At 72.2% G+C, this 26,346-nt stretch carries 28 protein-coding genes; 16 read left to right on the top strand and 12 right to left on the bottom strand.

What is annotated here, in order from left to right:
• Positions 1 to 18: 18 nt before the first annotated feature.
• Complete coding sequence (locus tag IE140_RS02045; protein WP_150196528.1) at positions 19 to 1,014, bottom strand: GNAT family N-acetyltransferase; 996 nt, start codon at positions 1,012 to 1,014, stop codon at positions 19 to 21.
• A 117-nt stretch (positions 1,015 to 1,131) separates the two neighbouring features.
• Between IE140_RS02045 and fdxA the strand changes: the two genes are divergently transcribed.
• Complete coding sequence (fdxA, locus tag IE140_RS02040; protein WP_003966501.1) at positions 1,132 to 1,452, top strand: ferredoxin; 321 nt, start codon at positions 1,132 to 1,134, stop codon at positions 1,450 to 1,452.
• A gap of 107 nt (positions 1,453 to 1,559) precedes the next feature.
• Positions 1,560 to 2,654 carry a bifunctional succinyldiaminopimelate transaminase/glutamate-prephenate aminotransferase gene (locus IE140_RS02035; RefSeq protein WP_030716868.1) on the top strand — a complete coding sequence of 365 codons (1,095 nt, stop codon included), beginning with the start codon at positions 1,560 to 1,562 and terminating at the stop codon, positions 2,652 to 2,654.
• Positions 2,655 to 2,770: 116 nt separating this feature from the next.
• Here IE140_RS02035 and IE140_RS02030 read toward each other — a convergent pair whose 3' ends face one another.
• Both IE140_RS02030 and IE140_RS02025 read right to left on the bottom strand, forming a co-directional pair.
• Positions 2,771 to 3,238 (bottom strand): ATP-binding protein, encoded by a 468-nt coding sequence (locus IE140_RS02030; protein ID WP_150196529.1) that lies wholly within the window; start codon positions 3,236 to 3,238, stop codon positions 2,771 to 2,773.
• Positions 3,239 to 3,529: 291 nt separating this feature from the next.
• Positions 3,530 to 4,456, bottom strand: coding sequence for a hypothetical protein (locus IE140_RS02025; RefSeq protein WP_225682793.1), 927 nt, complete (start codon positions 4,454 to 4,456; stop codon positions 3,530 to 3,532).
• Positions 4,457 to 4,517: 61 nt separating this feature from the next.
• Between IE140_RS02025 and dapE the strand changes: the two genes are divergently transcribed.
• Together dapE and IE140_RS02015 are read left to right on the top strand one after the other, a co-directional pair.
• Positions 4,518 to 5,609, top strand: a complete 1,092-nt coding sequence (gene dapE / locus IE140_RS02020) for a succinyl-diaminopimelate desuccinylase (RefSeq protein ID WP_150196530.1) — start codon at positions 4,518 to 4,520, stop codon at positions 5,607 to 5,609.
• Between the two features lie 103 nt (positions 5,610 to 5,712).
• The gene (locus IE140_RS02015; RefSeq protein ID WP_010061632.1) at positions 5,713 to 6,498 is read left to right on the top strand and encodes an LOG family protein; all 786 of its coding nucleotides are present in this window, start codon (positions 5,713 to 5,715) and stop codon (positions 6,496 to 6,498) included.
• Between the two features lie 192 nt (positions 6,499 to 6,690).
• Here IE140_RS02015 and folP read toward each other — a convergent pair whose 3' ends face one another.
• Positions 6,691 to 7,563, bottom strand: a complete 873-nt coding sequence (gene folP, locus IE140_RS02010; protein WP_093444498.1) for a dihydropteroate synthase — start codon at positions 7,561 to 7,563, stop codon at positions 6,691 to 6,693.
• Between the two features lie 129 nt (positions 7,564 to 7,692).
• Here folP and IE140_RS02005 point away from each other — a divergent pair, with 129 nt between their 5' ends.
• Both IE140_RS02005 and IE140_RS02000 read left to right on the top strand, forming a co-directional pair.
• Positions 7,693 to 8,124, top strand: coding sequence for an acyl-ACP--UDP-N-acetylglucosamine O-acyltransferase family protein (locus IE140_RS02005; protein ID WP_189460146.1), 432 nt, complete (start codon positions 7,693 to 7,695; stop codon positions 8,122 to 8,124).
• On the top strand, positions 8,121 to 8,714 hold the full coding sequence (locus IE140_RS02000) for a DNA-3-methyladenine glycosylase I (protein WP_093444497.1): 594 nt from the start codon (positions 8,121 to 8,123) through the stop codon (positions 8,712 to 8,714). The genes IE140_RS02005 and IE140_RS02000 overlap by 4 nt, the downstream gene beginning before the upstream one ends.
• A 7-nt stretch (positions 8,715 to 8,721) precedes the next feature.
• Here the strand turns inward: IE140_RS02000 and chcB are convergent, their stop codons facing one another.
• Entirely contained in the window at positions 8,722 to 9,534 is an 813-nt protein-coding gene (chcB, locus tag IE140_RS01995; protein WP_093444496.1) for a 2-cyclohexenylcarbonyl CoA isomerase, read from the bottom strand.
• A gap of 316 nt (positions 9,535 to 9,850) precedes the next feature.
• Here chcB and IE140_RS01990 point away from each other — a divergent pair, with 316 nt between their 5' ends.
• Positions 9,851 to 10,018 (top strand): DUF3117 domain-containing protein, encoded by a 168-nt coding sequence (locus IE140_RS01990; RefSeq protein WP_003966491.1) that lies wholly within the window; start codon positions 9,851 to 9,853, stop codon positions 10,016 to 10,018.
• A gap of 146 nt (positions 10,019 to 10,164) precedes the next feature.
• Here IE140_RS01990 and IE140_RS01985 read toward each other — a convergent pair whose 3' ends face one another.
• Positions 10,165 to 10,830 (bottom strand): O-methyltransferase, encoded by a 666-nt coding sequence (locus IE140_RS01985; RefSeq protein WP_078566537.1) that lies wholly within the window; start codon positions 10,828 to 10,830, stop codon positions 10,165 to 10,167.
• Between the two features lie 177 nt (positions 10,831 to 11,007).
• On the opposite strand from IE140_RS01985, the gene sigE reads away from it, so the two are divergent.
• The 5 genes from sigE (at position 11,008) to IE140_RS01960 (ending at position 16,226) form a co-directional block, all read left to right on the top strand.
• Positions 11,008 to 11,769: an RNA polymerase sigma factor SigE gene (sigE, locus tag IE140_RS01980; protein ID WP_175464868.1), complete on the top strand. Its 762-nt coding sequence runs from the start codon at positions 11,008 to 11,010 to the stop codon at positions 11,767 to 11,769.
• On the top strand, positions 11,766 to 12,833 hold the full coding sequence (locus IE140_RS01975; protein WP_150196532.1) for an anti-sigma factor family protein: 1,068 nt from the start codon (positions 11,766 to 11,768) through the stop codon (positions 12,831 to 12,833). Before sigE ends, IE140_RS01975 begins: the two co-directional genes overlap by 4 nt.
• A 92-nt stretch (positions 12,834 to 12,925) precedes the next feature.
• Complete coding sequence (locus IE140_RS01970; RefSeq protein ID WP_189460144.1) at positions 12,926 to 14,773, top strand: trypsin-like peptidase domain-containing protein; 1,848 nt, start codon at positions 12,926 to 12,928, stop codon at positions 14,771 to 14,773.
• A gap of 155 nt (positions 14,774 to 14,928) precedes the next feature.
• Positions 14,929 to 15,429 (top strand): sec-independent translocase, encoded by a 501-nt coding sequence (locus tag IE140_RS01965; RefSeq protein WP_032763339.1) that lies wholly within the window; start codon positions 14,929 to 14,931, stop codon positions 15,427 to 15,429.
• A gap of 125 nt (positions 15,430 to 15,554) precedes the next feature.
• The gene (locus IE140_RS01960) at positions 15,555 to 16,226 is read left to right on the top strand and encodes a hypothetical protein (protein ID WP_093436171.1); all 672 of its coding nucleotides are present in this window, start codon (positions 15,555 to 15,557) and stop codon (positions 16,224 to 16,226) included.
• An 84-nt stretch (positions 16,227 to 16,310) separates the two neighbouring features.
• Here the strand turns inward: IE140_RS01960 and IE140_RS01955 are convergent, their stop codons facing one another.
• The 3 genes from IE140_RS01955 to IE140_RS01945 are packed head-to-tail and all read right to left on the bottom strand — an operon-like array spanning position 16,311 to position 19,351.
• On the bottom strand, positions 16,311 to 17,444 hold the full coding sequence (locus tag IE140_RS01955; protein ID WP_093436169.1) for an Mrp/NBP35 family ATP-binding protein: 1,134 nt from the start codon (positions 17,442 to 17,444) through the stop codon (positions 16,311 to 16,313).
• A gap of 43 nt (positions 17,445 to 17,487) precedes the next feature.
• Positions 17,488 to 18,048 (bottom strand): DUF1003 domain-containing protein, encoded by a 561-nt coding sequence (locus tag IE140_RS01950; protein WP_032778728.1) that lies wholly within the window; start codon positions 18,046 to 18,048, stop codon positions 17,488 to 17,490.
• Positions 18,035 to 19,351 (bottom strand): magnesium transporter MgtE N-terminal domain-containing protein, encoded by a 1,317-nt coding sequence (locus tag IE140_RS01945; RefSeq protein ID WP_109180012.1) that lies wholly within the window; start codon positions 19,349 to 19,351, stop codon positions 18,035 to 18,037. The genes IE140_RS01950 and IE140_RS01945 overlap by 14 nt, the downstream gene beginning before the upstream one ends.
• 309 nt (positions 19,352 to 19,660) lie before the next feature.
• Between IE140_RS01945 and IE140_RS01940 the strand changes: the two genes are divergently transcribed.
• Complete coding sequence (locus tag IE140_RS01940) at positions 19,661 to 20,428, top strand: hypothetical protein (protein WP_109180013.1); 768 nt, start codon at positions 19,661 to 19,663, stop codon at positions 20,426 to 20,428.
• A 34-nt stretch (positions 20,429 to 20,462) separates the two neighbouring features.
• Here the strand turns inward: IE140_RS01940 and IE140_RS01935 are convergent, their stop codons facing one another.
• Both IE140_RS01935 and IE140_RS01930 read right to left on the bottom strand, forming a co-directional pair.
• Positions 20,463 to 20,996 carry a hypothetical protein gene (locus IE140_RS01935; protein ID WP_107413225.1) on the bottom strand — a complete coding sequence of 178 codons (534 nt, stop codon included), beginning with the start codon at positions 20,994 to 20,996 and terminating at the stop codon, positions 20,463 to 20,465.
• 51 nt (positions 20,997 to 21,047) lie between these two features.
• Positions 21,048 to 22,175, bottom strand: a complete 1,128-nt coding sequence (locus IE140_RS01930) for a magnesium and cobalt transport protein CorA (protein WP_032763330.1) — start codon at positions 22,173 to 22,175, stop codon at positions 21,048 to 21,050.
• Between the two features lie 467 nt (positions 22,176 to 22,642).
• Here IE140_RS01930 and IE140_RS01925 point away from each other — a divergent pair, with 467 nt between their 5' ends.
• On the top strand, positions 22,643 to 23,227 hold the full coding sequence (locus IE140_RS01925; RefSeq protein ID WP_032778734.1) for a suppressor of fused domain protein: 585 nt from the start codon (positions 22,643 to 22,645) through the stop codon (positions 23,225 to 23,227).
• Between the two features lie 20 nt (positions 23,228 to 23,247).
• Here the strand turns inward: IE140_RS01925 and IE140_RS01920 are convergent, their stop codons facing one another.
• Positions 23,248 to 24,486: an MFS transporter gene (locus tag IE140_RS01920; protein ID WP_150196347.1), complete on the bottom strand. Its 1,239-nt coding sequence runs from the start codon at positions 24,484 to 24,486 to the stop codon at positions 23,248 to 23,250.
• 165 nt (positions 24,487 to 24,651) lie between these two features.
• Here IE140_RS01920 and IE140_RS01915 point away from each other — a divergent pair, with 165 nt between their 5' ends.
• Both IE140_RS01915 and IE140_RS01910 read left to right on the top strand, forming a co-directional pair.
• Positions 24,652 to 25,329, top strand: coding sequence for a DUF6758 family protein (locus tag IE140_RS01915; RefSeq protein ID WP_032763327.1), 678 nt, complete (start codon positions 24,652 to 24,654; stop codon positions 25,327 to 25,329).
• A gap of 100 nt (positions 25,330 to 25,429) precedes the next feature.
• Positions 25,430 to 26,296, top strand: coding sequence for a PHP domain-containing protein (locus IE140_RS01910; protein WP_093436151.1), 867 nt, complete (start codon positions 25,430 to 25,432; stop codon positions 26,294 to 26,296).
• Positions 26,297 to 26,346 lie beyond the last annotated feature (50 nt).

The following is a 26,346-nucleotide window of genomic DNA, read 5'->3' as shown; positions in this document are numbered from 1 at the left end:
CGCGGCCCTCCGCGGCGATCACGCCGAGCGGTAGTGGTGGTACCGGTGGTGGCCCGCGAAGCCCATGCCGTCGTACAGCGCCCGCGCCCCCTCATTGTCCTCCTCGACCTGGAGCCAGGCCGCCGAAGCGCCCTCGTCCAGCGCCCGGCGGGCCAGCGCGGTCATCACCGTCGTGGCCAGCCCGCGCCGCCGCTGCTCCGGCGCGACCTCCACGGCCATGAACCCGGCCCACCGGCCGTCCACGACACACCGGCCGATCGCGTCCGGTGCCTCGCCACTCCCCGGCACCGTGGCGAACCAGACCGAAGGGCCGCTGCCCAGCACCCGCAGCACATGCGGGCCGGGCGTGGAGAAGCGCTGGTAGCGGGCGAGCCAGGCCGCGTCCGGCTCCCGGGTCAGCCGGACCGCGGACACCTCGGCCTCCCGGTCACCGACCGGCGCCAGCGCGGCGATCCGTACCTCCGCCGACACCTCGCGCCGCCAGCCGTGCCCCTCCAGCTCCGCGCACAACAGCTCCTGCGTGCCCTCGGCCCCGGTCGCCGTCTGGACGTACGCGGGCAGGCCCCGCTCCTCGTACCAGCGGCGGACGCGCCCGAGCGCCTCGCCGAGCGGCAGACCCGGATCGCCGAGCGGAAGCACGGAGTTGGCGCGCCGGGTGAAGCCCCCGGCCGCGCGCAGCCGCCAGTCGCCCAGCGCCTCGCTCTCCACCGGCTGCCAGGCCCGCGCGGTGACGGCCGCCATCTCATCGAAAGAGGCGGCGGGGCCCCGCCGCCGGGCCGGGGCGGCGGGCACGACCTTGCCCGCGACCAGGGACGATTCCACGATGTGGACGGTTTCCCCGCTCTTTCGTGTGATCGACACCACACCGTCGTTCCATGATGTGAGCACGCCGACCGCATCGGTGAACTCCTCACCCGTGCCACCGCTGTTCGTCCGGCGCCGCACAGACACACGTTTGCCCACGTCAGCGGGTGTGATGCGGACTTCCAGCCGTCCGCCGATGGTGAATTCCACAGCTCTGTCCGCCCCTCCTGTTCGGATCGTGCCCGAGAACGGAGATACTAGGGGCGGGCATCGACGACGCCGCGCTCCCGCGCGAGAGCCAACGCCCTACCGAGGAGGAACGACAGCGTGACCTACGTCATCGCGCAGCCTTGTGTCGACGTGAAGGACAAGGCCTGCATCGAAGAGTGCCCCGTCGACTGCATCTACGAGGGCCAGCGGTCCTTGTACATCCACCCGGACGAGTGCGTCGACTGTGGAGCCTGTGAGCCGGTGTGCCCGGTCGAGGCCATCTTCTACGAGGACGACACTCCGGAGGAGTGGAAGGACTACTACAAGGCGAACGTCGAGTTCTTCGACGACCTCGGCTCGCCGGGCGGTGCTTCCAAGCTCGGTCTCATCGAGCGCGACCACGCGTTCGTCGCCGGACTGCCGCCGCAGAACCAGTAAGCGGCGGCACCACGCGCGCAGCCCGGTCCCGTACGGCTCGTCCCCGTGCGGGACCGAGCCGTTTCCCGTGCCGCCGTATCCGACCCCCCCCGAGAAAGCAGAGCCCCGTGTCCGCAGTCTCCTCCCGCCTCCCCGTCTTCCCCTGGGACAAGCTCGCGCCCTACAAGTCGACGGCCCAGGCCCACCCGGACGGCATCGTGGACCTGTCCGTCGGCACTCCGGTCGACCCGGTCCCCGAGCTGATCCAGCGGGCGCTGGTCGCCGCGGCGGACAGCCCCGGCTATCCGACGGTGTGGGGCACCGAGGCCCTGCGGGACGCGCTCACCGGCTGGGTGGAGCGCCGCCTCGGCGCGGTCGGCGTCACTCACGCCAACGTGCTGCCGGTCGTCGGCTCCAAGGAGCTGGTGGCCTGGCTGCCGACGCAGCTCGGGCTCGGCGCGGGCGACAAGGTCGCCTATCCCCGGCTCGCCTACCCGACGTACGAGGTCGGTGCCCGGCTCTGCGGCGCGGAGCCCGTCGTCTACGACGACCCGACCGAGCTGGACCCGGCGGGGCTGAAGCTGCTCTGGCTCAACTCGCCGTCCAACCCCACCGGCAAGGTGCTGTCCAAGGACGAGCTGACCCGGATCGTCGCCTGGGCGCGCGAGCACGGCGTCCTCGTCTTCAGCGACGAGTGCTACCTGGAGCTGGGCTGGGACGCCGAACCGGTCTCGGTGCTCCACCCGGACGTCTGCGGCGGCCACTACGACGGCATCGTGGCGGTCCACTCGCTCTCCAAGCGCTCCAACCTGGCCGGATACCGGGCCGCGTTCATCGCGGGCGACGCGGCCGTCCTCGGTGAGCTGCTGCTGATCCGCAAGCACGGCGGGATGATGACGGCCGCCCCCGTCCAGGCCGCCACCGTCGCCGCCCTCGGCGACGACGTGCACGTCTCCGAGCAGCGCGCCCGGTACGCGGACCGGCGCCTCGCCTTGCGCGCGGCCCTGGAGGCGCACGGCTTCCGGATCGAGCACAGCGAGGCGAGCCTCTACCTGTGGGCGACCCGCGACGAGCCGTGCTGGGACACCGTGGCGTACCTCGCGGAGCGGGGCATCCTGGTCGCGCCCGGCGACTTCTACGGCCCGGCGGGCGCGAGCTTCGTCCGGGTGGCGTTCACCGCGACGGACGAGCGGGTGGCGGCGGCGGTCAAGCGCCTGTCCTGACCCGGATGCGCGGGAGGGCCTGGATACGCGGGAGGGCCTGGACACGCGGGGCCCGGATACGCGGGAGGGCCTGAGGAGTGCGCACTCCTCAGGCCCTCCGGCATGTGCGTGGGGGATCAGCCGATCGGCAGGCCGTTCAGCGGCAGGGCGTCGGTGGGCAGGCCGCCCTTGCCGAGGCTGTCGGTGGGCAGCCCGTCGCCGAGGCCGTCGGTCGGCAGACCGCCACCGGCGGCCTCGGCCACCCCGCCGACGGCCTGGCCCGCGTTGCCGGCGGCCTGGCCCGCGGCCTCCTGGGCGGCCGGGACGGCGACCTTGGCGGACTTGCCGACGGTCTCGCCCGCCGCCGGGAGCGCGGTCCCGACAAGCCGGCCACCGGTCTCACCGGCGGCCTGCGTGCCCTGCCGGGCGGCGCTGTCCAGGGCGTCGCCGGCGTTCGCGCCGTCCAGTGCGGTCAGACCGCCCAGGTTCGGGGTCTGCGGGAGCTCTGCGGCGCTCGCGGCACCGGCCGCACCGACCACGGGGGTCGCGCCAGCGGCGATCAGCAGCGCGGCACGAGCGATCCGACGGGTCAGGGGGAGGGACATGATGCTCCTTCAGCGGGTTGTGCACGAATTTGTTTGTCCGGTGATCGGACGCACTGACAACCGCTTCGGGGGAGGGGAAGGTTGCGGCGGGCAAAGGTAAAGACTGAGTAATGCGTCCGATTATCCGCAGCGGAAGAACCCGGGCAAACAATCCATACCGCCGGGACCCGATGAACCGTCACTTCCCTTGCCGGACAAGGGAATCAGGGCAGGGTGGCACGGCTGCGAGGAAGAGGGCGAAACGCGTCCGGGGTCGTGGCCCCCCATGGCCCGTACGAGTGACGGGGCGTACTACTGACCGACCTGGATCCTGACCGCGGTCGTGCCCGTTTCCTTCCCCTTCGCGCGTTCCGTCCGCCAGCCCGTACCGGCGTCCCAGACCCGGTCCGCATAGCTCACGCGCTCGATCCGCAGCGCCTCGGACTGCGCCACGGCCCAGTGCGCCAGCTCCCAGCCGCGCCGCGGCGAGGCCTTGTCCTCGGCCCGCGCCGAGGTCGCCGGTACGGGCACCGAGACGGTCGAGGCGGCGGACGCGCCCGCGGCCTTCGCGGCGGGCAGCACGCCCTTGCCGAAGGCCCGCACCAGCTCGGCCCGCACCCGCCCGGCATCCCCCGGGCCCTCGGCCGTGGCCGTCGACGGGGTGCAGCTCAGCGAGGCCGGCCTGCGCCCGGTCAGCGCGGCCGCGAGCAGTGCGGCGTCCGGCTCGTGCTTCGCGTACGCCTGCGGGAACCCGCTGCGCTGCACGCGCTGCGCGGCCACGGTCAGCGGCAGGCGCGAATAGCCCGGAACCTCGGCCAGGCCCTCGTAGAACTTCCCGGCCGAGTAGACCGGATCCATGATCTGCTCCACGGTGCCCCAGCCCTGCGAGGGCCGCTGCTGGAACAGGCCCACCGAGTCCCGGTCCCCGTAGTCGATGTTGCGGAGCGTGGACTCCTGGAGCGCGGTCGCCAGTGCGATCGTCACCGCCCGCTCGGGCATGCCCCGGGTGGTGCCCACCGCGGAGATCGTCGCCGCGTTGACGGCCTGGGCCAGGCTCATCTCGTACCGCTGGGTCTCGCCCTCGTCCCCGTCCTTCGCCTCCACCACACAGCGCGGCGGGTTCTTCGAACCCGAGGAGTCGTACTGCACGGCCAGATAACCGCCCAGCGCCGCGAGCACGGCGAAGGCGGCCCCGTAGCGGAAGAGGCGTCGTCGGCGAGGGCTGGCTGTCCTGGACACGGGCCCACCGTACTGGAGGCCCCGGGCGGGACCGATACCCCTGTCGCTTAGGGTCGGGCCCATGGCCGACAGCACACCTGACCTCGCCCTGGACCTCAGCCTGGACGGACCGGCGCTCACCGCCCGGCTCGTCGACTTCCCCTCGGTCAGCGGGGAGGAGAAGGCCCTCGCCGACGCGATCGAATCGGCCCTGCGCGCCCTGCCGCACCTCACCGTCGACCGCCACGGCAACAACGTCGTCGCCCGGACGAACCTGGGCCGCGCCGAGCGCGTCGTCCTCGCCGGGCACATCGACACCGTGCCGATCGCCGGCAACGTCCCCTCCCGCCTCGACGAGAACGGGATCCTCTGGGGCTGCGGGACCTCCGACATGAAGTCCGGCGTCGCCGTCCAGCTCCGGATCGCCGCGACGGTCCCCGAGCCCAACCGCGACCTGACCTTCATCTTCTACGACAACGAAGAGGTCGCCGCCCACCTCAACGGCCTCGGCCACATCGCCGACGCGCACCCCGACTGGCTCGCCGGAGACTTCGCCGTCCTGCTGGAGCCCTCCGACGGCGAGGTCGAGGGCGGCTGCCAGGGCACGCTCCGGGTCCACCTGCGGACGACGGGCGAGCGGGCCCACTCGGCCCGCAGCTGGATGGGGTCCAACGCGATCCACGCCGCCGCCCCGATCCTGGCCGCCCTCGCCGCGTACGAGCCCCGCCGCCCCGTCATCGACGGCCTGGAGTACCACGAGGGCCTCAACGCGGTCGGCATCGAGGGCGGCGTCGCCACCAACGTCATCCCGGACGCCTGCACCGTCGTCGTCAACTACCGCTACGCCCCCGACCGCACCGAGGAGGAGGCGATCGCCCATGTCCGCGAGGTCTTCGCCGACTGCGGAGTGACCGAGATCGTCATCGACGACCACTCCGGCGCCGCGATGCCCGGCCTCTCCCACCCCGCCGCCCAGGCCTTCATGACCGCCGTCGGCGGCACGGCCCGGCCCAAGTTCGGCTGGACCGACGTCTCCCGCTTCGGCGCGCTCGGCGTCCCCGCGGTGAACTACGGACCCGGCGACCCGATGTACGCCCACAAGCGCGACGAGCACGTGGCGGTCGAGAAGATCACCCACTGCGAGGACCGCCTCCGCTCCTGGCTGACCGGCTGACGCACGGCATTCCCCCGTACGTAACCTCCGCCGATCTACGCTGGCCGCACGCAGCACGACACGTACGACCCAGCACGAAGCAGGTCGGTGGAGGGAGCGGAACATGGGCAACGCCGAGGACGCACGGATCCCCGAGGGCGCGGAGGTTCCCGAGGGAGCGGTCAGCCCGGGGGAACAGTGGCTGGGCCCGGTCCTGCGCCGCAGGGAGCAGGTCCAGCCCGGCACGACCGATCAGCGGCTGCTGGACTCCGAGGGCGACTCCGAGTGGGTGCACACCGACCCCTGGCGGGTGATGCGCATCCAGTCGGAGTTCGTCGAGGGCTTCGGGGCGCTCGCCGAACTGCCGAGCGCGATCAGCGTCTTCGGCTCGGCCCGCACCCCCGCCGGATCGCCGGAGTACGAGGCCGGGGTGGCGATCGGCAAGGCCCTGGTCGACGCGGGCTTCGCGGTGATCACCGGCGGCGGCCCGGGCGCGATGGAGGCGGCCAACAAGGGCGCCCGGGAGGCCAAGGGCGTCTCGGTCGGCCTCGGTATCGAGCTGCCCTTCGAATCGGGCCTCAACCCGCACGTCGACATCGGCGTCAACTTCCGCTACTTCTTCGTCCGCAAGACGATGTTCGTGAAGTACGCCCAGGGCTTCGTGGTCCTGCCCGGCGGCCTCGGCACCCTGGACGAACTCTTCGAGGCCCTCACCCTCGTCCAGACCGGCAAGGTCACCCGCTTCCCGATCGTCCTGTTCGGCACGGCGTACTGGGGCGGCCTGATCGACTGGCTCCGCGACACGGTGGTGGCCCAGGGCAAGGCCTCGGAGAAGGACCTGTTGCTGTTCCACGTAACGGACGACGTGGAGGAAGCGGTGATGCTGGTGACGAAGGAGGTCGGGCGCTGACTGTTTCGGCTTTCGGCCCGCCCGGCGTTTGAGGGCATCTTTGCCCGGCACATTCCGGGCCGGCCCGGCGAAATCAAGCCCGTCCGGCGATTGAGGACATCTTTCAGCCCCTCCGGCGCTTGAGGAGCGGGGCCCAGGGGCAGCGCCCCGGGCCCCGCCCGCCGGGCAGGCCACCACGCAGGCGGCGAAGAACTACGCCAGCCCCCGCCGGGCCACGGCCGGTGCCCGATGCCCGGCAATGGACGCCACCATGTCCAGAACCTGCCGCGTCTCCGCCACCTCGTGCACCCGATACACCCGCGCCCCCAGCCACGCCGAAACCGCCGTCGTGGCCAGCGTCCCGATGACCCGCTCCTTCACCGGACGGTCCAGCGTCTCCCCGACGAAGTCCTTGTTGGACAGGGACACCAGCACCGGCCACCCCGTATCCGCCATCTCCTCCAGCCGGCGCGTCGCCTCCAGGGAATGCCGGGTGTTCTTCCCGAAGTCGTGACCCGGATCGATCATGATCCCGTCGGCCCGCACCCCCAGCTCCACCGCCCGCTCCGCGAGCCCCACCGTCACGCGCAGGATGTCCGCCATGACGTCGTCGTACGCGATCCGGTGCGGCCGCGTCCGCGGCTCCGCGCCGCCCGCGTGCGTGCACACGAGCCCCGCCCCGTACCGCGCGGCGACCTCCGCCAGCTTCGGGTCCACCCCGCCCCACGCGTCGTTCAGCACATCCGCCCCGGCCTCGCAGACCGCCTCACCCACGTCGTGCCGCCAGGTGTCCACGCTGATCACGACGTCCGGATGGCGGCGGCGGACCTCGGCGACGAACCCGACCGTGCGGCGCGCCTCCTCCTCGGCGGTCACCTCCTCGCCGGGGCCCGCCTTCACCCCGCCGATGTCGATGATTGCCGCGCCCTCGGCCACCGCCTGCTCGACCCGGGCGAGCGCCGGCTCGTCCCGGAACGTGGCGCCCTGGTCGTAGAAGGAGTCCGGGGTCCGGTTCACGATCGCCATGATCACCGGCTCGTGGGGACCGAATTCCCGCCGCCCCAGCCTGAGTGCACCGCTGCGCATCCCGTCTTTCCTCCTCAGATAACCGCCTACGACCCGGCTGCCGACCCTACGGCCTTTCGTGGCCCGGCCCCGACCTGTCGGTGCCGCATGGCACGATCGGAGCCGGACGAGGTTTCCGCCCCCGGGGAGATGCGCGTGTTCTGGTTCTTGCTGCTCACGATGGTCGTGGTCGTCACCGCGGTCACCCTCGCGGTGGTCGGCGGTGGTGGGAGCGCGGTGCTCCAGGACGTACCGCCCGAGCGGTTCACCGACCCGTTGCCCGCGGCCCGCCCGGTCGGCCGGGCGGACATCGAGGCGCTGCGCCTGCCGATGGCGCTGCGGGGCTACCGGATGGTGGACGTCGACGAGGCGCTGTCCCGGCTCGGCGCGGAGCTGGCCGAGCGCGACGCCCGGATCGCGGAGCTGGAATCCACCCTGGCCGGGGACCGGGCGGCCGCGGTGACGACGGGCACCGACCTGTTCAAGCGGCCCGGCGACCGGCCCGCGCCGGAACCGGCCGACCGCGCCGACGGCCCGGACCGTACCGATGGCCCGGACCGCACCGAGGAGGACAGCCGATGAGCGCCGCCCTGCCCGCCGCCGACGGCGGACTGCGCTGCCCCTGGGGCCTGTCCGCCGAGGACTACCTCGCCTACCACGACACCGAGTGGGGCCGGACGGTCCACGGGGACGACGCCCTGTTCGAACGGCTCTGCCTGGAGGCCTTCCAGTCCGGGCTCTCCTGGATCACGATCCTGCGCCGCCGCGAGACCTTCCGTACCGCCTTCGAGGGATTCCGGATCGAGGCGGTCGCGAAGTTCACCGACGCCGACCGGGAACGGCTCCTGGCCGACCCGGGGATCATCCGCAACAAGGCCAAGGTCGACGCGACCCTCGCCAACGCGAAGGTGCTCGCCGGCTGGCGGGCCGGGGAACTGGACGAGCTGATCTGGTCCTACGCCCCCGACCCGGCCGGCCGGCCCGCCCCGCGCACGCTGTCGGACGTCCCGGCCATCACGCCGGAGTCCACCGCGCTCGCCAAGGCGCTGAAGAAACGCTCGATCCGCTTCGTCGGACCCACCACCGCCTACGCGCTGATGCAGGCCTGCGGACTGGTCGACGACCACCTCGCGGACTGCGTGGCGCGCGGCGGCGGCAGCACACCGGGCTGAGCCGCTGCTACTTCCCGAGGTAGACGGGCTTCTCCTTGGCGAGGAAGGCCTCCACCGCGATGGTGTGGTCCTGCGACGCGCCCGCCCGAGTCTGGAGTTCGTCCTCCTTCTCCAGCGTCTCGCCGAGCGTGTGCCCGGCGCCGTACGCCATCGACTCCTTCAGCGCCGCGTACGCCACCGTGGGCCCGGCGGCCAGGGTGCGGGCCACCGCCGCCGCCTGCTCGGCCAGCTCGGCGGCCGGGACGACCCGGTTGACGATCCCCAGCTCCAGCGCGTCCTGGGCGGAGATCGACCGGGGGAAGAACAGCAGGTCGGCGGCGCGGCTCTGGCCGATCAGCCGGGGCAGCGTCCAGGACACGCCCGAGTCCGCCGTGAGCGCGACGCCCGCGAACGAGGTGTTGAAGGAGGCGGTGTCCGCGACCACCCGGTAGTCGGCCGCCAGCGCGAAACCGAACCCGGCTCCGGCCGCCACGCCGTTCACCCCGGCGACGACCGGCTTCGCCATCTCCGTGATCGCCCGCACGATCGGGTTGTAGTGCTCCTGTACCGTGCTCAGCGCGTTGCCGTCGCCCGCCTCGCGGGTCGCCAGGAGCGTGGCGACGTGCTCCTTGAGGTCCTGGCCGACGCAGAAGGCGCGCCCGGTGGCCGTGAGCAGCACCGCCCGTACCGCTGGGTCCGCCGACGCCTCCAGCAGCGCGTCGCGCAGCGCGACCTTCGCCGCCGTGTTCAGCGCGTTCATCGCGTCGGGTCGGTTGAGCGTGATCGTCGCGAGCCCCTCGCTCACGTCGTACAGAACGGTGTTCGCCTGCTCGTCGGCCATTCCGGTTTCCCCTCGCTGCTCGGGCGTCGTTGCTCCTTGCAGGCAAGCATGGCCGACGCCGGCCGGGGCAGAGATGTGACCTGCGTCTAACAATTGGCCCTCACCCAGGGGTCCGGGGCGGCGCAGTATCGCAGCCGGATCGCCGAATTGGGTGGTTTTGAGAGAGCGCGTTGCGCAAGCGATGCAGACCGATGTTGGTCATCGGGGTCGTTGATGCGGGATAATGGCGAAGAAGCAATGTGTTCGATGCCGGTGAGGCAGCGCCTGTCATGGGGCCGCCGGTTGCGATGAGCTGGTTTCAGGAAGGGGAACGAGCATGGCGGCCATGAAGCCGCGGACGGGCGACGGCCCGCTCGAGGTGACAAAGGAGGGGCGGGGCATCGTCATGCGCGTTCCGCTCGAAGGCGGCGGTCGGCTTGTTGTCGAGCTGACTCCGGACGAGGCCGATGCCCTCGGCGACGCGCTGAAGAAAGTCGTCGGCTGACGCGGAACGCCCATCACCTTCCGCCACTGCCCGGCACGGTCTCCGTGCCGGGCAGTGGTGCGTCCGCTCGTCCGCTCGTCCGTGGTGCGTCCGCTCGTTCGTGGTGCTTCGCCCCGCGCCGCTCAGTGGTTCTTCGCCCCGCGCGCTCAGCCGCGCCGGACCGCGCAGAGCAGCCCGTCGCCGACCGGCAGCAGGGTCGACATCAGCTCCTGGCTCTCACGCACCGCGCGCAGCAGTTCCCGCAGCCGCAGCACCTCGGCCGGCTGGGCGGCCGAGTCGACCGTGCGGCCGTCCGCGAAGACGCCCTCGAAGCAGACCAGACCGCCCGGACGCAGCAGGCGCAACGATTCAGCGAGCACATCGAGGCTCTCCAGCCGGTCCCCGTCGCAGAAGACGAGGTCGTAACCGCCGTCCGCGAGCCGGGGCAGGACGTCCAGGGCGCGGCCGGGGATGAACCGGGCCCGGTTGGTGGCGAACCCCGCCGCGCGGAACGCCTCCCGGGCGAACTGCTGGCGCTCGGGCTCGGGGTCCACCGTGGTCAGGACCCCGTCCGGCCGCATTCCGTGCAGGAGATAGATGCCGGACACGCCGGTGCCCGTGCCGATTTCCGCCACCGCTTTGGCGTCCGCGGCGGCGGCCAGCAGGCGCAGCGCGGCGCCGGTGCCCGGTGACACCGGGCGAAGCCCCAGCTCGCGAGCCCGCTCCCGGGCCACGTGCAGTGCTTCGTCCTCGGCGACAAAGGCGTCGGCGAACGCCCAGCTCGTCTGCCGGTTGGCGGTAATGACCCTCTCCTGTCCCCGTAGTTGGCGCAACGGTGACTGTATCCGCTGGACCCGGGAACCCGCAGATGGGACCGGGCGTTGTGCAAGGAGTGGGGGAAGCCCAGCGACCGGGTCCGCGGATCGGACCGGTGAGCTGGGTGAAAGTCCCGGGCGACGCCCGGCCCCAACAGGGAAAAGGCTTATCCGGAGCTAACGGGCGAGGTGGCTATGGTAGGGGCTCCACTGGACACCACCAGAGCCGATAGGGGAGGTGCGGCTGCGCCTGTGGACCGGGGAGGGGTGCTGCGGCGCCTGCTCAGGTCGGCCGGTGAGCCGAAATCCGTGACCAACATTGCTGACCGTTCTTCCGAAGACTCCGCACCGACCGCGACCTTCGCCTCTGATGCGGACTCTCAGGCGTGGACCCCGCCCTCATGGGAAGAGATCGTCAGCACGCACAGCGGTCGCGTGTACCGCCTTGCCTACCGGCTGACGGGAAACCAGCACGACGCCGAGGACCTGACCCAGGAGGTCTTCGTCCGGGTGTTCCGCTCGCTGTCGACGTACACCCCCGGCACCTTCGAGGGCTGGCTGCACCGCATCACGACCAACCTCTTCCTGGACATGGTCCGGCGCAAGCAGCGCATCCGCTTCGACTCGCTCGGCGACGACGCGGCCGAGCGGCTGCCGAGCCGTGAGCCGTCCCCGCAGCAGATCTTCAACGACACGCACTTCGACGCCGACGTGCAGCAGGCGCTGGACACCCTCGCGCCCGAATTCCGCGCGGCCGTGGTCCTCTGCGACATCGAGGGCCTCAGTTACGAGGAGATCGCCGCGACCCTCGGGGTGAAGCTCGGCACCGTCCGCAGCCGGATCCACCGCGGCCGCTCGCATCTGCGCAAGGCGCTCAAGCACCGTTCGCCCGAGGCCCGCGCCGAGCAGCGCTCCCTGGCGGACGCGGTCCTGGCGGGGGAGGGCGGAGTGGCGTGAGCGGCACAGGTCCCACCGGTCCCACCCCTGCCGAAGCGCACCTGGGGGACCGGCTCGCCGCGCTGGTCGACGGCGAGTTGAAACACGACGCCCGTGAGCGGGTCCTGGCCCACCTCGCGACCTGCGCCAAGTGCAAGGCCGAGGCCGACGCCCAGCGCCGCCTCAAGAGCGCCTTCGCCATGTCCGCCTCACCCTCGCCCTCCGAGGGGTTCCTGGCCCGCCTCCAGGGCCTTCCCGGGGGTCCCGGCGGCGACGACAGCGGCTCCGGCGGACCGTTCGGCGGCCGGGGACCCTTCGCCGACGAGTTCTTCCCCGGCCTGCGGCCCTCCGGCGGCAGCACGCGTGCCGACACCGGACCCTCCCCGCTGGACGGTTTCGGCTATCTCCCGGCCACTCACGGCTCCACCGCCGTGCTGCGCGGCGGGGCGGCCGCCGGTTCGGCCTTCCCCATACACGAGGTGGGCCGTGACGCGGACCGCTCGCCCTGGCGCGGGCGGCGCTTCGCGTTCGCTGCGGCCAGCGCCGTCTCCCTCGCGGCCATCGCGCTGGGCGGCACCCTGCCGCTGGACTCCGGCCCCGAATCGGCCCTGCGCGCAGAGGGCGCGGGGAACAACGTCACCCCGCTCGACGCCGAGACCCGCGCGGAGAACGGCGCCACGGCGGTCAGCCGTCGGGGCGGCGGCGCTCTCGCGGTGACCGACGGTGGCAGGGCGGCCGAACGGCCGGGCTCCGGCAGCGCCGGGACCGGGACGAACGCCGTGCCCCCGTCGCTCACCGGAACCCCGGTGGCTCCGGCCGTCACGCCTCCGGTGAACCGGCAGGGACCCCCGACCGCTCCGCCGCTGTACGGCGCTTCGACCTCGGGCGGACACCCGTTCATGCTCCCCGTGCTGAACGTGTCCGTGCCGCCGCTGATACGCCCGGCGACCTCCGCCACCCCGCTGCTGGCGGCGGCGCTCGGCAGCGGTGCGGTACCGAAGACGGTTCCCTCCTCGCTGGCCTCGGGGCCGCCCCCGGGCGCGCCCGCCAACGATCTGGCGAGCCCGCTTTCCCCTCTGCCCTGACGGGACCCTGCGCAGGGTTTCGCAAACCTGGTTGAATTCCGGTGAGGGACGCCTCTGTGGGGCGTACAACAGAGGCCAGTTGCGGGGAGAACATGGACGACGGGAAGCCCACCGGGCCGCAGGCGAAGTGGTGGAGCCGCCCCATGGCGAGGCGCGCCGACGGCCCGGAGCCGGACGGCGGGCCGGCCCCGGCGGCCACCCCGAAGCCGGAGGAGCCCACCGCCCCGGACCGGGCCGCCGCGCCCGGCCCGGCCCCGGCCGCCCCGGACCAGGCGGCCACAGCACCGGCCCCGCCCGCCCCGGACCAGGCGGTTCCGCGCCCGCGTCCGGCCGGGCAGCCGCTGCACGAGCCCGACGAGTACGGCACCCCGCCCTACGGCGGCCCGGGCCCCTGGGCGCCCGCCCCGCCGGTGCAGCGGCCGACCCCGGCCCACGGCACGGTCGTACCGCCGGGGGCCGGAGGACCGTCACCGCAGTACGCCGCGACGAACGGCGCCGGCATCCCGGCCCCGGCCCCCACCGACGGCCACACGCCGCCGCACCCCCAGCCCGCCGGAGGCTTCGCGGCCCCGCAGCCCGCGCCCGCCGACGCCTTCACACCGCCCCACCCCGCGCCCGCCGACACCTTCGCGCCGCCGCCCCCGCAGCCCCAGGCCCATGCGAATGCCCCGCACGCGGCGGCGGCCCACGAGCAGCAGCAGCCCGGCCACCCGGGCCACGGGCAGCAGCACCGGCCGACGCAGTGGCTCCAGTACGACCCCTGGGGCGCCCCGGGGCAGCCGCTGACCCGGCCCGGTCCGCCCGAGGGCGCCGAGCCCGGGCGGAAGAAGAAGCGGCGCGGCGGGGCCTTCGCCGGGGTGCTTCTGCTGGCCCTGGTCGCCAGCGGCATCGGCGGCGGAGTCGGCGCGTACATCGAGCGCAACGGCGGGCTGACCACCGTCGAACTGCCCCAGGCGGGCCGCGACAACGGCGACCGGGCCCCCGACAGCGTCGCGGGCATCGCCGCCAGCGCCCTGCCCAGCGTGGTCACCCTGCACGTCAGCGGCACCGCCGAGTCGGGCACCGGCACCGGCTTCGTCCTCGACGGCCGGGGTCACATCCTCACCAACAACCACGTCGTCGCCCCGGCCGGATCCAGCGGCGACATCACCGTCACGTTCAGCACCGGCGAGACGGCCTCCGCCGAGCTGGTCGGCAAGGACAGCGGCTACGACCTCGCGGTCGTCCGGGTCCGCGGCGTCTCCGGCCTCAAGCCCCTGCCCCTGGGCAACTCCGACAACGTCCAGGTCGGCGACCCGGTGGTGGCCATCGGCGCCCCCTTCGACCTGTCCAACACGGTGACCTCGGGCATCATCAGCGCCAAGCAGCGGCCGATCACCGCGGGCGGCGAGAAGGGCGACGGCAGCGACATCAGCTATGTCGACGCCCTCCAGACCGACGCCCCGATCAACCCGGGCAACTCCGGCGGCCCCCTCGTCGACTCCCGGGCCCACGTGATCGGCATCAACAGCGCCATCCGCGCGGCCGACAGCGGCCGGGGCCCCGAGTCCGGCGGCCAGTCCGGCTCCATCGGCCTCGGCTTCGCCATACCCATCAACCAGGGCAAGCGCGTCGCCGAGGAGCTGATCAGCACCGGCAAGGCCACCCACCCGGTGATCGGCGTCACGCTCGACATGAAGTACACCGGCGACGGGGCCAAGGTCGGCACGAAGGGCGCCGACGGCGGGCCCGCCGTCGCCGAGGACGGTCCCGCCGACAAGGCGGGCATCAAGTCCGGCGACGTCATCACGCAGGTCGAGGGCCAGCGCGTGCACAGCGGCGAGGAGCTGATCGTGAAGATCCGGGCCCACCGCCCCGGCGACGATCTCGACCTCAAGCTGACCCGAGGCGGCAAGGAACGGACCGTGACCCTGAAGCTCGGCTCGGCGAGCGGCACATGATCCGGTACGCGAGCCGGCACGGCATCCGGCACGTGCGCGCCACCGCGAGGTACCGCCCGGACACCTTCGACAGGTACCTTTGACCGGTCCGGGCAGCAGGCGGACCCGGGCCGCGATCGCACGGAGAACACGCGGAGAACACGAGGAGCAACAAGGTGTTCAATGACATAGGCGCACTGGAGCTGCTGACGCTCGGGGTGCTGGCCGTGCTGGTCTTCGGCCCCGACAAGCTGCCCAAGCTGATCCAGGACGTCACGCGCACCATCCGCAAGATCCGCGAGTTCTCGGACAGCGCCAAGGAAGACATCCGCTCCGAGTTGGGCCCCCAGTTCAAGGACTTCGAGTTCGAGGACCTCAACCCCAAGACGTTCGTCCGCAAGCAGCTGATGGACGGCAACGACGACCTGGGGCTGAAGGAGATCCGCGAGAGCTTCGACCTGCGCAAGGATCTGGCCGACGTCACCGACGCGGTCAACGGCCGCACCCCGGCCGCGTCCGATACCGCCAACAGTGCGGCGAACGGCTCCGCGGGCGCGTCGGCCGGCGCCCCCTCCACCAGCCTGACCAAGACCGGCGAAACCGCTCCTGACCTGCTGAAGAAGGCCCCCGCGCCGGATCGGCCCGAGCGCCCGCCGTTCGACTCCGACGCCACCTGAGCCCCGGTCAATCCCGACTCGTCCGGACGGTATCGCTATTCTCCATCTGTCCGGTTGCGAGGACGCCCAAGCCCGCGGGGGGCGGGCCGCTCCGGATCCTGACCGATCGAGGAGCGGCCGCGCACATGGAGACGACGAGTCGGATTGATACGGACGGTGTCCCGGGCACGGCCACGGCGGAGGAGGAGCCGCAGGACGCCCCGGCGGCCCGGCGGGCCGCCGACGGCTACCTGGCGGCGACCTTCCCCTGGTACGGGCTGGACGAGGCCTTCACGGGCCCGCGCTGGCTGATGCAGGTCGGCACCGCGGCCGACGGCACCGTGCAGCACGGTGCGACGGGCCACGGTGACGAGCCGTCGGTGAAGTCGGACGGCTCCGCCGACAAGGAGCGGTTCGCCGCGGTGATCACGGTGGCCGCGAGCCCCGTGCGGCGCAGCGGCGACGGTACGGGCGTGCTGGACGCCACCACGGTGTCCTCGGCGGCCTGGCTCGCGGGCTCCGGCCTGCTGGCGTACACCTGGCCGCCGCAGATGGACCACACCCTGCGCGACGACTGGCTGGACCAGCAGACCGAGACGGCGTTCACCCTCGCCGACGACCTCGGCAGCGCCCCCTGGACGACGCTCTCCCTGCCGGTGGACGGGGTGCCGGTGGAGTTCCACTACCGCGAGTCCGAGTTCGGCTGGGTGCTGGCCGGCTCCGCCCACGAGGGCGTGCACATCGGGGCGTACGGCCGGGGGATGAGCGCGTACGGCCTCGGCTTCGCGGTCATCAAGGACATCGAGACGTACGCGTAACGACGCGGCGCAGGCGTAACAACGACAGGGCGGGCCGGATGACCACCGGCCCGCCCTGTCGCCCGTACGGACCGGCTGTGCGGGTCAGAACTTGTTGCGCGGGGTGATCCCCAGCGACATGCCCGACAGACCGCGCTGACGGCCGCCCAGCTTCTGCGCGATCGCCCGCAGCGCGCTGCCGGCCGGGGAGTCGGGGTCGGACAGGACGACCGGCTTGCCCTCGTCGCCGCCCTCGCGCAGCCGTACGTCGATCGGGATCGCGCCCAGCACCGGAACCTCGGCGCCGACCGTCCGCGTCAGCCCCTCGGCGACCCGCGCGCCGCCGCCCGAACCGAACACGTCGACCATCTCGTCGCAGTGCGGGCACGGCATGCCCGACATGTTCTCCACCACGCCGACGATCTTCTGGTGGGTCTGCACGGCGATCGAACCGGCCCGCTCGGCCACCTCGGCCGCCGCCTGCTGCGGGGTCGTGACGACCAGGATCTCCGCGTTCGGCACGAGCTGCGCCACCGAGATCGCGATGTCGCCGGTGCCCGGCGGCAGGTCCAGCAGCAGGACGTCCAGATCGCCCCAGTACACATCGGCGAGGAACTGCTGGAGCGCCCGGTGCAGCATCGGACCGCGCCAGACCACGGGCGCGTTGCCCGGGGTGAACATGCCGATGGAGATGACCTTCACGCCGTGCGAGGACGGCGGCATGATCATGTTCTCGACCTGGGTGGGCTTGCCGTCCGCACCCAGCATCCGGGGCACGCTGTGCCCGTAGATGTCGGCGTCCACGACGCCGACCTTCAGCCCGTCGGCCGCCATCGCCGCAGCGAGGTTCACCGTCACCGAGGACTTGCCGACGCCGCCCTTGCCGGAGGCGACCGCGTACACCCGGGTCAGCGAGCCGGGCTGGGCGAACGGCACCTCACGCTCGGCGTTGCTGCCGCGCAGCGCGCTCGCCAGCTCCTTGCGCTGTTCGTCGCTCATGACGTCGAGGGTCACCTCGACCCGCGAGACGCCCTCGACCCGGGCGACCGCATCGGTCACGTTCCGGGTGATCGTCTCGCGCATCGGGCAGCCGGAGACCGTGAGATACACGGTGACAGCGACTACACCGTCAGGATCGATCTCGACCGATTTCACCATGCCCAGCTCGGTGATCGGGCGGTGGATCTCCGGGTCGTTCACTGTCGACAGTGCCTCAAGCACCGCGTCTTCCGTAGCCATACAGACGATGTTACGGCGCGCGGGCCTACGGACGGGTAGCCCGTCAGCGGTCGCCTTCGTCACTCTCGGCCGGGAGCAGCACCTGGCGCTCCTCCATGTCCTTCACCATGTCCTGGAGCTCCGAGCGGATCCAGTCCCGGGTGGCGACCTCGCCCAGGCCCATCCGCAGGGCCGCGATCTCCCGCGTCAGGTACTCGGTGTCGGCGATGGAGCGCTCGTTCTGCTTGCGGTCCTGCTCGTGCGTGACCCGGTCGCGGTCGTCCTGCCGGTTCTGCGCGAGGAGGATCAGCGGCGCGGCGTACGAGGCCTGGAGCGAGAGCATCAGCGTCAGGAAGATGAACGGGTACTGGTCGAACCGCAGGTCCTTGGGCGCGAAGATGTTCCACAGCACCCAGACGATGATGATCAGCGTCATCCAGACGATGAACCGCCCGGTCCCCAGGAACCGCGCGATCCGCTCCGAGAACCGGCCGAACGCCTCCGGGTCGTACTCCGGCAGCAGCCGCCGGCGCGGCGCCTTCGGCTGGTCCAGCCGGGTCCGCGGGGGCCGCATCAGCCCGGAGGAACCGGTCGATGACGCCTTCGCCCGCTCATCGCCCGCCACGGCCGACCCCCTCCTCCCCGTGCAGACCCGTCTGACCGTGCAGATCCGCCAGGTCCGTCTCGCGCCAGTCGTCCGGCAGCAGATGGTCCAGAACGTCGTCCACGGTCACCGCGCCCAGCAGCGAACCGCTCTCGTCCACGACCGGCGCCGACACCATGTTGTACGCGGCCAGATAGCTGGTGACCAGCGGCAGCGGGGTGTCCGGCGGCAGCGGCACCAGATCGCTGTCCACGATCGAGCTGACCAGGGTGAACGGCGGATCGCGCAGCAGCCGCTGGAAGTGCACCGTGCCCAGGTACTTGCCCGTGGGGGTCTCGTCGGGCGAGCGGCACACGTACACCTGCGCCGCCAGCGCGGGCGACAGGTCCGCCTGCCGCACCCGGGCCAGCGCGTCCGCCACCGTGGCGTCCGGGCGCAGCACGATCGGCTCGGTCGTCATCAGACCGCCCGCCGTCCGCTCCTCGTACGACATCAGACGGCGTACGTCGGCGGCGTCGTCCGGCCGCATCAGCGCCAGCAGCCGTTCCTTGTCGTCCTCCGGCAGCTCCGAGAGCAGGTCCGCCGCGTCGTCGGGATCCATCGCCTCCAGGACGTCGGCGGCCCGCTCCTCGGCGAGCTTGCCGATGATCTCCACCTGGTCGTCCTCGGGCAGCTCCTCCAGGACGTCGGCGAGCCGGTCGTCGTCCAGGGCGGCCGCCACCTCCACCCGGCGCTTGGGCGAGAGGTGGTGCAGCGCGTTGGCCACATCGGTGGGGCGCAGCCGTTCGAACGTGGCGACCAGGTTCTCCGCGCCCTGCCCGTGCTCCTCCAGCGAGAAGCCGCTGACCGCCGACCACTCCACCGTCAGCGTCTCGCCCTTGCGGCGCAGCGCCCCGCCGCGCCCCTTGCGGACGAAGTACTTGTCGATCTCCCAGTCGCGGCGGGCGGGCAGCTGCTGGATGGCCACGTCCAGGACGGTGACCTCCTCACCTCCCTGGCCATGGCCATCCACCAACCGGACCCTTCGGTCCAGGAACTCGCCGAGGACGAGCCGTTCGGTGGGCCGCTGCTCGAAGCGCCGCATGTTGACGACGCCGGTGGTGATGACCTGGCCGGACTCGACACCCGTCACCCGGGTCATCGGCAGGAAGATCCGCCGGCGGCTGATCACCTCGACCACCAGCCCCAGGATGCGGGGCGGGCGTCCGCCGACCCGCAACATCGCCACCAGGTCGCGGACCCGGCCGACCTGGTCGCCGTTGGGATCGAAGACGGGCACCCCGGACAGGTGCGAGACGAAGACCCTCGGGGTGACCGCCGCCATCCGCCGCCTCCTTCGTCCGTCCGTGTCCGTGTGGTCCCGTATCCGGCCGGAACCGTCTCACCGTTCGGCCGGAACCGTTGCGCCATCCTGCCGGAACCGTTTCGTCCGGTCCGTGGCCGTGCGTCCCCGGTCGTCCCTGCCTGCCGCCGCCGACCAGCGGATTTCGCCGGTACGCCGGGATCAGGCTAGCCCGTACCGGCGCGCCGCGCCCCGGCGGACCCGTCCGTACGGCTGGCTGCCGGGCGGTGTGCGCCGCACGGGTACGCTGCCGTCTGCTACCCCCGATCGCAGTGGAGAGGCAGTGCGCCCGTGACCTCTTTTGCCCCGGCCGTGCGGAACCATCGCCGGACCGCCCTCGCTCTCGTGCTGTGCGGAGGGCTCACCGTCGCCCTGGCCGCCTGCGGCACGGAGGAGGATCCGGACAAGGGGACCAACGGCGTCGCCAAGCTCTCCGCCGCCGAGATCGACAAGAAGGCCAGAGCGGCGGCGGGCGCGGCCAGCGCCGTACGCCTGTCGGGCACGCTCGTCAGCAAGGGCGGCACCTACCGGCTGGACATGAAGCTCAACGCGAAGGGCGGCATGGGCTCGGTGACCTCGAAGAAGCAGAGCTTCGCCCTGCTGCGGGTCGAGGACGAGCTCTTCCTCAAGGCGCCCGCCGAGTTCTGGACCCACGAGGGCAGCGAGGGCGGGAGCGGGACCGCCGACGTGGCCGCCGCCGACAAGCTGGGCGGCAAGTACGTGAAGGTCCCCGAGGGCGACCCCAGCTACCGTCAACTGCGCGGCTTCACCGACAAGAAGGTCCTGCTCGACGGACTCCTCGCACTCCACGGCAAGCTGAACAAGGGCGGCCGCGACACGGTCGCCGGGCAGCGCACCATCCAGATCCTCGGCGGCAAGGGGGAGGGCGGGGCCTTCGACGTCTCGCTGGAGAAGGAGCCGTATCCGGTACGGGTGGCCCGGGCCGGCGGCGGGGGCACGGTCTCGCTGGCCGACTGGGGGCAGGCCTTCCCGCTGGAGGCCCCGGAGAAGGACGACACCGTCGACTACGGCGGGCAGCTCCCCAAGTCCTCCGGCTGAGGCCGGAGGCCCGGTGCGTGCCCGGCCCTGCGGCTCAGCCCTTCCGGCGGCGCTTCAGCAGCAGCCGGGGGACCGCCGCCGGGGCGGGCTCCCGGGTGGTGGCCGCGGTCGGCAGCGGAACGGCCGCCAGCGAGGTGTCCGGCAGCGCGGTGCTCACCGCCTCGGGCGTCAGCCGCACCACCGTGCACGTGCTCGCCCACCGCTCGGGCATCGCCTCGGCGTCCGGCGCGTTCAGCCGCTTGCCCTTCAGCTCGGCGACCGCCGCCTCCCACTCCTCGGAACGCGGCGCCAGGAAACGTACCGCCGCACTCCAGGCGACGATCCGGCCGCCCTTGTCCTTGCTGCGTACGGTCACCTCGGCGCGGCCCCCGTCGGCCAGGCCCTCCGGCAGCGGCTGCTCGCCCGGGCCGCCGCCGACCAGGAGCGCCGCCCCCTCGTGCCAGACGTGCCAGACGGCGCGGGCGGGCCCGGAGCCCCGGACCCAGACCAGGCCCGACTTCTTGGTGGCTTCCTCGGCGAGGGCCCGCTCCAGCAGGCCGGCGGCGTCGGTCGCGGCGGCGTCAGTCATGGGGGCGAGCTTAGACGGGCCCCGGGGCCTCTCGTCCTGATGAGCCCGTGCTCACAGCCAGCCGTTGCGCTTCAGGATGCGGTGGATCGAGAAACAGACCGCCCCGATGACACCCAGCACGATCGGATAGCCGTACTTCCACTCCAGCTCCGGCATGTAGTCGAAGTTCATGCCGTAGACCCCGCAGATCATCGTCGGCACGGCGATGATCGCCGCCCAGGAGGTGATCTTGCGCATGTCCTCGTTCTGCGTGACCGTCGCCTGCGCCAGATTGGCCTGGAGGATCGAGTTCAGCAGCTCGTCGAAGCCGAGGACCTCTTCCTGCACCCGGGCGAGGTGGTCGGCGACATCGCGGAAGTACTTCTGGATGTCGGGGTCGATCAGCCGCATCGGACGCTCGCTCAGCAGCTGCATGGGCCGCAGCAGCGGTGACACCGCCCGCTTGAACTCCAGAACCTCGCGCTTGAGTTGGTAGATCCGGCCGGCGTCCGATCCGCGCGCCGAGCCCTTCGCCGGGGTGGAGAAGACATCGATCTCCACCTCGTCGATGTCGTCCTGCACGGCCTCGGCCACCGCGATGTACCCGTCGACCACATGGTCGGCGATGGCGTGCAGCACGGCGGACGGACCCTTGGCGAGCAGCTCCGGATCGTCCTGGAGGCGGTGGCGCAGGGCGCGCAGGGAGCCCTGGCCGCCGTGCCGGACGGTGATGACGAAGTCCCGGCCGGTGAAGCACATCACCTCACCGGTCTCCACGACCTCGCTGGTCGCGGTCAGTTCGGCGTGCTCCACGTAGTGGATCGTCTTGAAGACGGTGAACAGGGTGTCGTCGTACCGCTCCAGCTTGGGCCGCTGGTGGGCGTGGACGGCGTCCTCCACCGCCAGCGGGTGCAGCCCGAACTCCCGGGCGATGCCGGCGAATTCGGCCTCCGTCGGCTCGTGCAGACCGATCCACGCGAAGCCGCCCTCCTCCCGCACCTGGAGCATCGCCTCGTGCGGGGTCGGGGTGGCGGGCGTCACCAGCCTGCGGCCGTCGCGGTAGACCGCGCAGTCGACGACGGCGCTGGATGCGGACGGGTCACGGGTGGTGTCGTACGCGCTGTAAGGGGCGCTGTTCTTACGGAGGGACGGGCGCAGGGACGGGCGCACGGCGGCGCGCAGGTCACGGATCATCGACATGGCTGGCTCCTTCACGGAGGGCCGTCGGCGAGGGCGTGGAACAGCCCGGAATGGGGACGTGGGCGCACGTCCGCAAAGCGGGCTCCACCGCGCGGGCGCGATGACGGCGTTCGCTACAGACAGGCAAAATTCGCTACAGGCAGGCAGGAACGAAGGGCTCTTCCGTCACGCGAACCGCTGCCGGGAAGTCGTCCGGACACGACGGCGGTGTCGGCCCCGGGCGACCGACGAGAGGCGTCGGATCAACGGGAAAGGCGAGGCGCGGAAGAGCGGTCGGTACTGCACGGTCGACTTGGATCCATGGCAGTCCCCACCTCCTCCGGCCGGTCCCCCGTGGGGGACGACGTGTCGTCGGGACGAAGAAGAGCGACGCTTCTGCGTGCTGTCCCGACCGGCGGCCAGGCTATCAGCCGCTCAAGGCCCAATCCCGTACTTTGCCCATTCACTACGCGATCTATGCTCGCCGCATGGCAGAAATTCTTCCGCTGGTCGAGGCCCGGCTCCGTTCCGCCCTCGGGGAACCGGACGCCCGCGCCGATGTGACGTTCCTCGGCACGGACCGCATCCAGGTGCTGCGCTTCCTCGACGGCGACATCGTGCGCTACGCGACGCTCGGCATGTCGGGCGCGCCGATGGCCGATCCCACCTCACCGCTCGCCGACCCGGTGAAGGGGCCCCGGGCCGAGCTGATCCTCTCCGTACGGGGCGGAATCGCCGACACCGACCAGGTGCTGCGCCCGCTCGCCGTGCTGGCCGCCTCCCCGCAGGTCGAGGGGCTGATCGTGGCCCCGGGCGCCTCGCTGGACCTGGGCGAACCGCTGTGGACCGGGGCGCCGTTCACCTCGGTCCTGGTCGCGGAGCCCGGCGGTCTGGTGGAGGACCTGGAGCTGGACGAGCCGATGGACCCGGTGCGCTTTCTGCCGCTGCTGCCGATGACGCACAACGAGGCCGCCTGGAAGCGGGTGCGCGGTGCGCAGGAGCTCCAGGAGCGGTGGCTGACGCACGGTACGGACCTGCGCGATCCGCTGCGCACGTCCGTACCGCTGGACTGACCAGCCCCGCTGAGGAGGCGTCAGTCGGCGAACACCGTCACGCCGTCCTCCAGGGCATGGACCGGCTCCAGCTCCTCGGCCTCGTGGACCAGCGCCGTACGCCGTACTGCCACGACGGCCGCGCCGACCAGGGCGGCGAGTGCGGCCACCACGAACGGGACGTGGATGTCGGTCCACTCCTCGATCTTCGGGGCGAGGAAGGGGGCCGCCGCCGCGGCGAACCAGCGGACGAAGTTGTATCCGGCGCTCGCCACCGGTCGCGGGGCGTCGGAGACCCCGAGGGCCAGCTCGGTGTAGACGGTGTTGTTCATGCCGATGAACGCGCCGGAGACGATCGTGGCGACGATCGCCGTGGTGTGGCTGCCGTACCCGAGCACCAGCAGGTCGGCGGCGAGCAGCACCAGCGAGGCCCCGAGCACCTTGAGCGAGCCGAAGCGGCGCTGGAGACGCGGGGCGACCAGCACGGAGAAGACGGCGAGCAGCAGACCCCAGGCGAAGAAGACCGCGCCCGACTTGTACGGGGTCATGTCCAGCACGAACGGTGTGAAGGCCAGGATCGTGAAGAAGGCGTAGTTGTAGAAGAACGCCGAGGCCGCCACCGATGCCAGGCCGCCGTGGCCCAGTGCCCCCACGGGATCGAGCAGTGACGTCTTGCGTGCGGGCTTCGGCTGCTCCTTGAGGAACGCGGCGATGCAGAGGAAGCCGATCGCCATCAGTGCCGCCGTGCCGAAGAACGGGTAGCGCCAGCTCGCGTCCCCCAGCAGCGCGCCGAGCAGAGGCCCGCACGCCATGCCGAGGCCGAGCGCCGACTCGTACAGCAGGATCGCCGCCGCGCTGCCGCCCGCCGCCGCTCCGACGATCACCGCGAGGGCGGTCGAGACGAAGAGGGCGTTGCCCAGGCCCCAGCCGGCCCGGAAGCCGACCAGTTCGGCGACGGAGGACGAGGTGCCGGAGAGCGCGGCGAAGACGACCACCAGCGCGAGACCGGCCAGCAGGGTCCTGCGGCCGCCGATGCGGCTGGAGACGAAGCCGGTGACCAGCATCGCGAACGCGGTGATCAGGAAGTACGAGGTGAACAGCAGCGACACCTGGCTCGCCGAGGCGTCAAGTCCCTGGGCGATGGACGGCAGGATCGGGTCCACCAGGCCGATCCCCATGAAGGCCACCACCGAGGCGCCCGCCGTGGCCCAGACGGCCTTCGGCTGACGCAGGATGCCGCCTCCCGTCGCTCCTTCGTCGAACGGATCCTCTTCCCGCACGGGTTCTCTCCTTCTCCCTCGGCTCATCAGATCGATGCGTTATGCACAGAATAAGTTAGACAATCTAATAAATGCAAACTACATCTATTTTCCGGGGTGAGGGCCACGCTGCGGACGGGTGATCGTCCTTGACGGGAGGACCGGCGGGGAGGACGGTTGGTCCTTATGAGGGGCGAACCCAGTTGCCCGAAGTGCGGTGGCCGGGTCAGGGCGCCCGGTCTCTTCGCCGACGCCTGGCAGTGCTCCGTGCACGGCCAGGTCCACCCGATGCAGCCGGTCGTACCGCCCAGCGTCGAGGCGCTCGGCGTCGTGGTGCACCGCACCCAGGTCCCCGTCTGGATGCCCTGGCCGCTCCCCGTGGGATGGCTGTTCACCGGGGCCGCCAGCGCGGGTGACGACCGCAGCGGCGGACGCGCGAGCGCCGTGGCCTGCTCCGGACCCGGCCCGCTGGGCGGGATGGGGGAACTGCTCCTCGTCGCCGAGGAGCTCGGCGTCGGACTCGGCGCCCGGTACGCCGGCATCGAGGGCCCCGACCCCGGTCATCACCTGAACGTCGACTCCGCCCCCGACGCCAAGGTCCACGCCGCCGGCCGCCCGACCCCGCTCTGGCACGTCAGGAACGCCCCGGAGGACCGTGCCGTCTTCGCGGGCGAGGCGCGGGGGCTCTGGCTCTGGGCGATCCTGTGGCCCGAGCAGTCCGGGCTCCTGATGTACGACGAACTCGTCCTCACCGATCTGCGGGACGCCGGGGGAGAGGTGGACCTCGTCCCCTGCGGAGCGCTCACCCCCCGCCTGCTCACCGCCCCGGAAGCACCGCCCCGGCAGGGGAAGGGCGAGCGCTAGATCACGCGGGACAGGGGGCTTTCGCGGCCTGGGGCCCGGTCTGCGACGGTTATCCTTGAGCGGTCCCCCGTCCGCCCGCGAGCCCCCGGAGTCAGTCGTCGTGCGTATCGACCTGCACACCCACTCCACCGCGTCGGACGGCACGGACACCCCCGCCGAGCTGGTCGCCAACGCCGCCGCCGCGGGCCTGGACGTCGTCGCGCTCACCGACCACGACACCGTGGGCGGCCACAAGCAGGCCATCGACGCGCTGCCCGAGGGGCTCACCCTCGTCACCGGCGCCGAACTCTCCTGCCGCGTCGACGGCGTGGGCATGCATCTGCTCGCCTACCTCTTCGACCCGGCCGACGCCGAGCTGGAGCGTGCCCGGGAGCTCGTCCGCGACGACCGGGTGCCGCGCGCCCAGGAGATGGTCCGCAAGCTGCGCGCCCTCGACGTCCCCATCACCTGGGAGCAGGTCGCCCGCATCGCCGGGGACGGCTCGGTCGGCCGCCCGCACGTCGCCGCCGCCCTCGTCGAACTCGGCGTCGTCCCCACCGTCTCGGACGCCTTCACGTCCGACTGGCTGGGCAACGGCGGCCGGGCGTACGCCGAGAAGCACGAGTTCGATCCCTTCGAGGCCGTCCGCCTGGTGAAGGCGGCGGGCGGGGTCGCCGTCTTCGCCCACCCGGGCGCGGTGAAACGCGGCGCGGTCGTCCCCGAGTCCACGATCGTCGCCCTCGCCGAGGCGGGCCTCGACGGCATCGAGGTCGACCACATGGACCACGACGGGCCCACCCGGGCCCGGCTGCGCGGCCTCGCCCGCGAACTGGGACTGCTCACGACCGGCTCCAGCGACTACCACGGCAGCCGGAAGACCGTCGAGCTCGGCGCGTGCACCACCGATCCCGAGATCTACGGCGAGATCACCCGGCGCGCGACCGGAGCCTTCCCGGTGCCGGGCGCCGGTGGAGCCGTCCGCCGCTGAGGTTCCGAGCTCTTCCGCCGCACCACGTTTCCCTCCCCGCGCCCCCGTGC

The organism is Streptomyces parvus (assembly GCF_014648875.1).
GTDB lineage: Bacteria > Actinomycetota > Actinomycetes > Streptomycetales > Streptomycetaceae > Streptomyces > Streptomyces parvus.
The sequence above is the reverse complement of the archived record's forward strand: the minus strand, read 5'-3'. Positions and strand labels throughout refer to the sequence as shown.

Coding starts and splice junctions, on each gene's coding strand:
- IE140_RS02000 (WP_093444497.1), top strand. CDS start 8,121: ATGAGCGCCGCCCTGCCCGCCGCCGACGGCGGACTGCGCTGCCCCTGG.
- IE140_RS01990 (WP_003966491.1), top strand. CDS start 9,851: ATGGCGGCCATGAAGCCGCGGACGGGCGACGGCCCGCTCGAGGTGACA.
- IE140_RS01925 (WP_032778734.1), top strand. CDS start 22,643: ATGGCAGAAATTCTTCCGCTGGTCGAGGCCCGGCTCCGTTCCGCCCTC.
- IE140_RS01970 (WP_189460144.1), top strand. CDS start 12,926: ATGGACGACGGGAAGCCCACCGGGCCGCAGGCGAAGTGGTGGAGCCGC.
- IE140_RS01955 (WP_093436169.1), bottom strand. CDS start 17,444: ATGGCTACGGAAGACGCGGTGCTTGAGGCACTGTCGACAGTGAACGAC.
- sigE (WP_175464868.1), top strand. CDS start 11,008: ATGGTAGGGGCTCCACTGGACACCACCAGAGCCGATAGGGGAGGTGCG.
- IE140_RS02030 (WP_150196529.1), bottom strand. CDS start 3,238: ATGTCCCTCCCCCTGACCCGTCGGATCGCTCGTGCCGCGCTGCTGATC.
- IE140_RS02015 (WP_010061632.1), top strand. CDS start 5,713: ATGGGCAACGCCGAGGACGCACGGATCCCCGAGGGCGCGGAGGTTCCC.
- IE140_RS01935 (WP_107413225.1), bottom strand. CDS start 20,996: ATGACTGACGCCGCCGCGACCGACGCCGCCGGCCTGCTGGAGCGGGCC.
- IE140_RS01930 (WP_032763330.1), bottom strand. CDS start 22,175: ATGTCGATGATCCGTGACCTGCGCGCCGCCGTGCGCCCGTCCCTGCGC.
- IE140_RS01945 (WP_109180012.1), bottom strand. CDS start 19,351: ATGGCGGCGGTCACCCCGAGGGTCTTCGTCTCGCACCTGTCCGGGGTG.
- dapE (WP_150196530.1), top strand. CDS start 4,518: ATGGCCGACAGCACACCTGACCTCGCCCTGGACCTCAGCCTGGACGGA.
- chcB (WP_093444496.1), bottom strand. CDS start 9,534: ATGGCCGACGAGCAGGCGAACACCGTTCTGTACGACGTGAGCGAGGGG.
- folP (WP_093444498.1), bottom strand. CDS start 7,563: ATGCGCAGCGGTGCACTCAGGCTGGGGCGGCGGGAATTCGGTCCCCAC.
- IE140_RS01960 (WP_093436171.1), top strand. CDS start 15,555: ATGGAGACGACGAGTCGGATTGATACGGACGGTGTCCCGGGCACGGCC.
- IE140_RS01915 (WP_032763327.1), top strand. CDS start 24,652: ATGAGGGGCGAACCCAGTTGCCCGAAGTGCGGTGGCCGGGTCAGGGCG.
- IE140_RS02005 (WP_189460146.1), top strand. CDS start 7,693: ATGCGCGTGTTCTGGTTCTTGCTGCTCACGATGGTCGTGGTCGTCACC.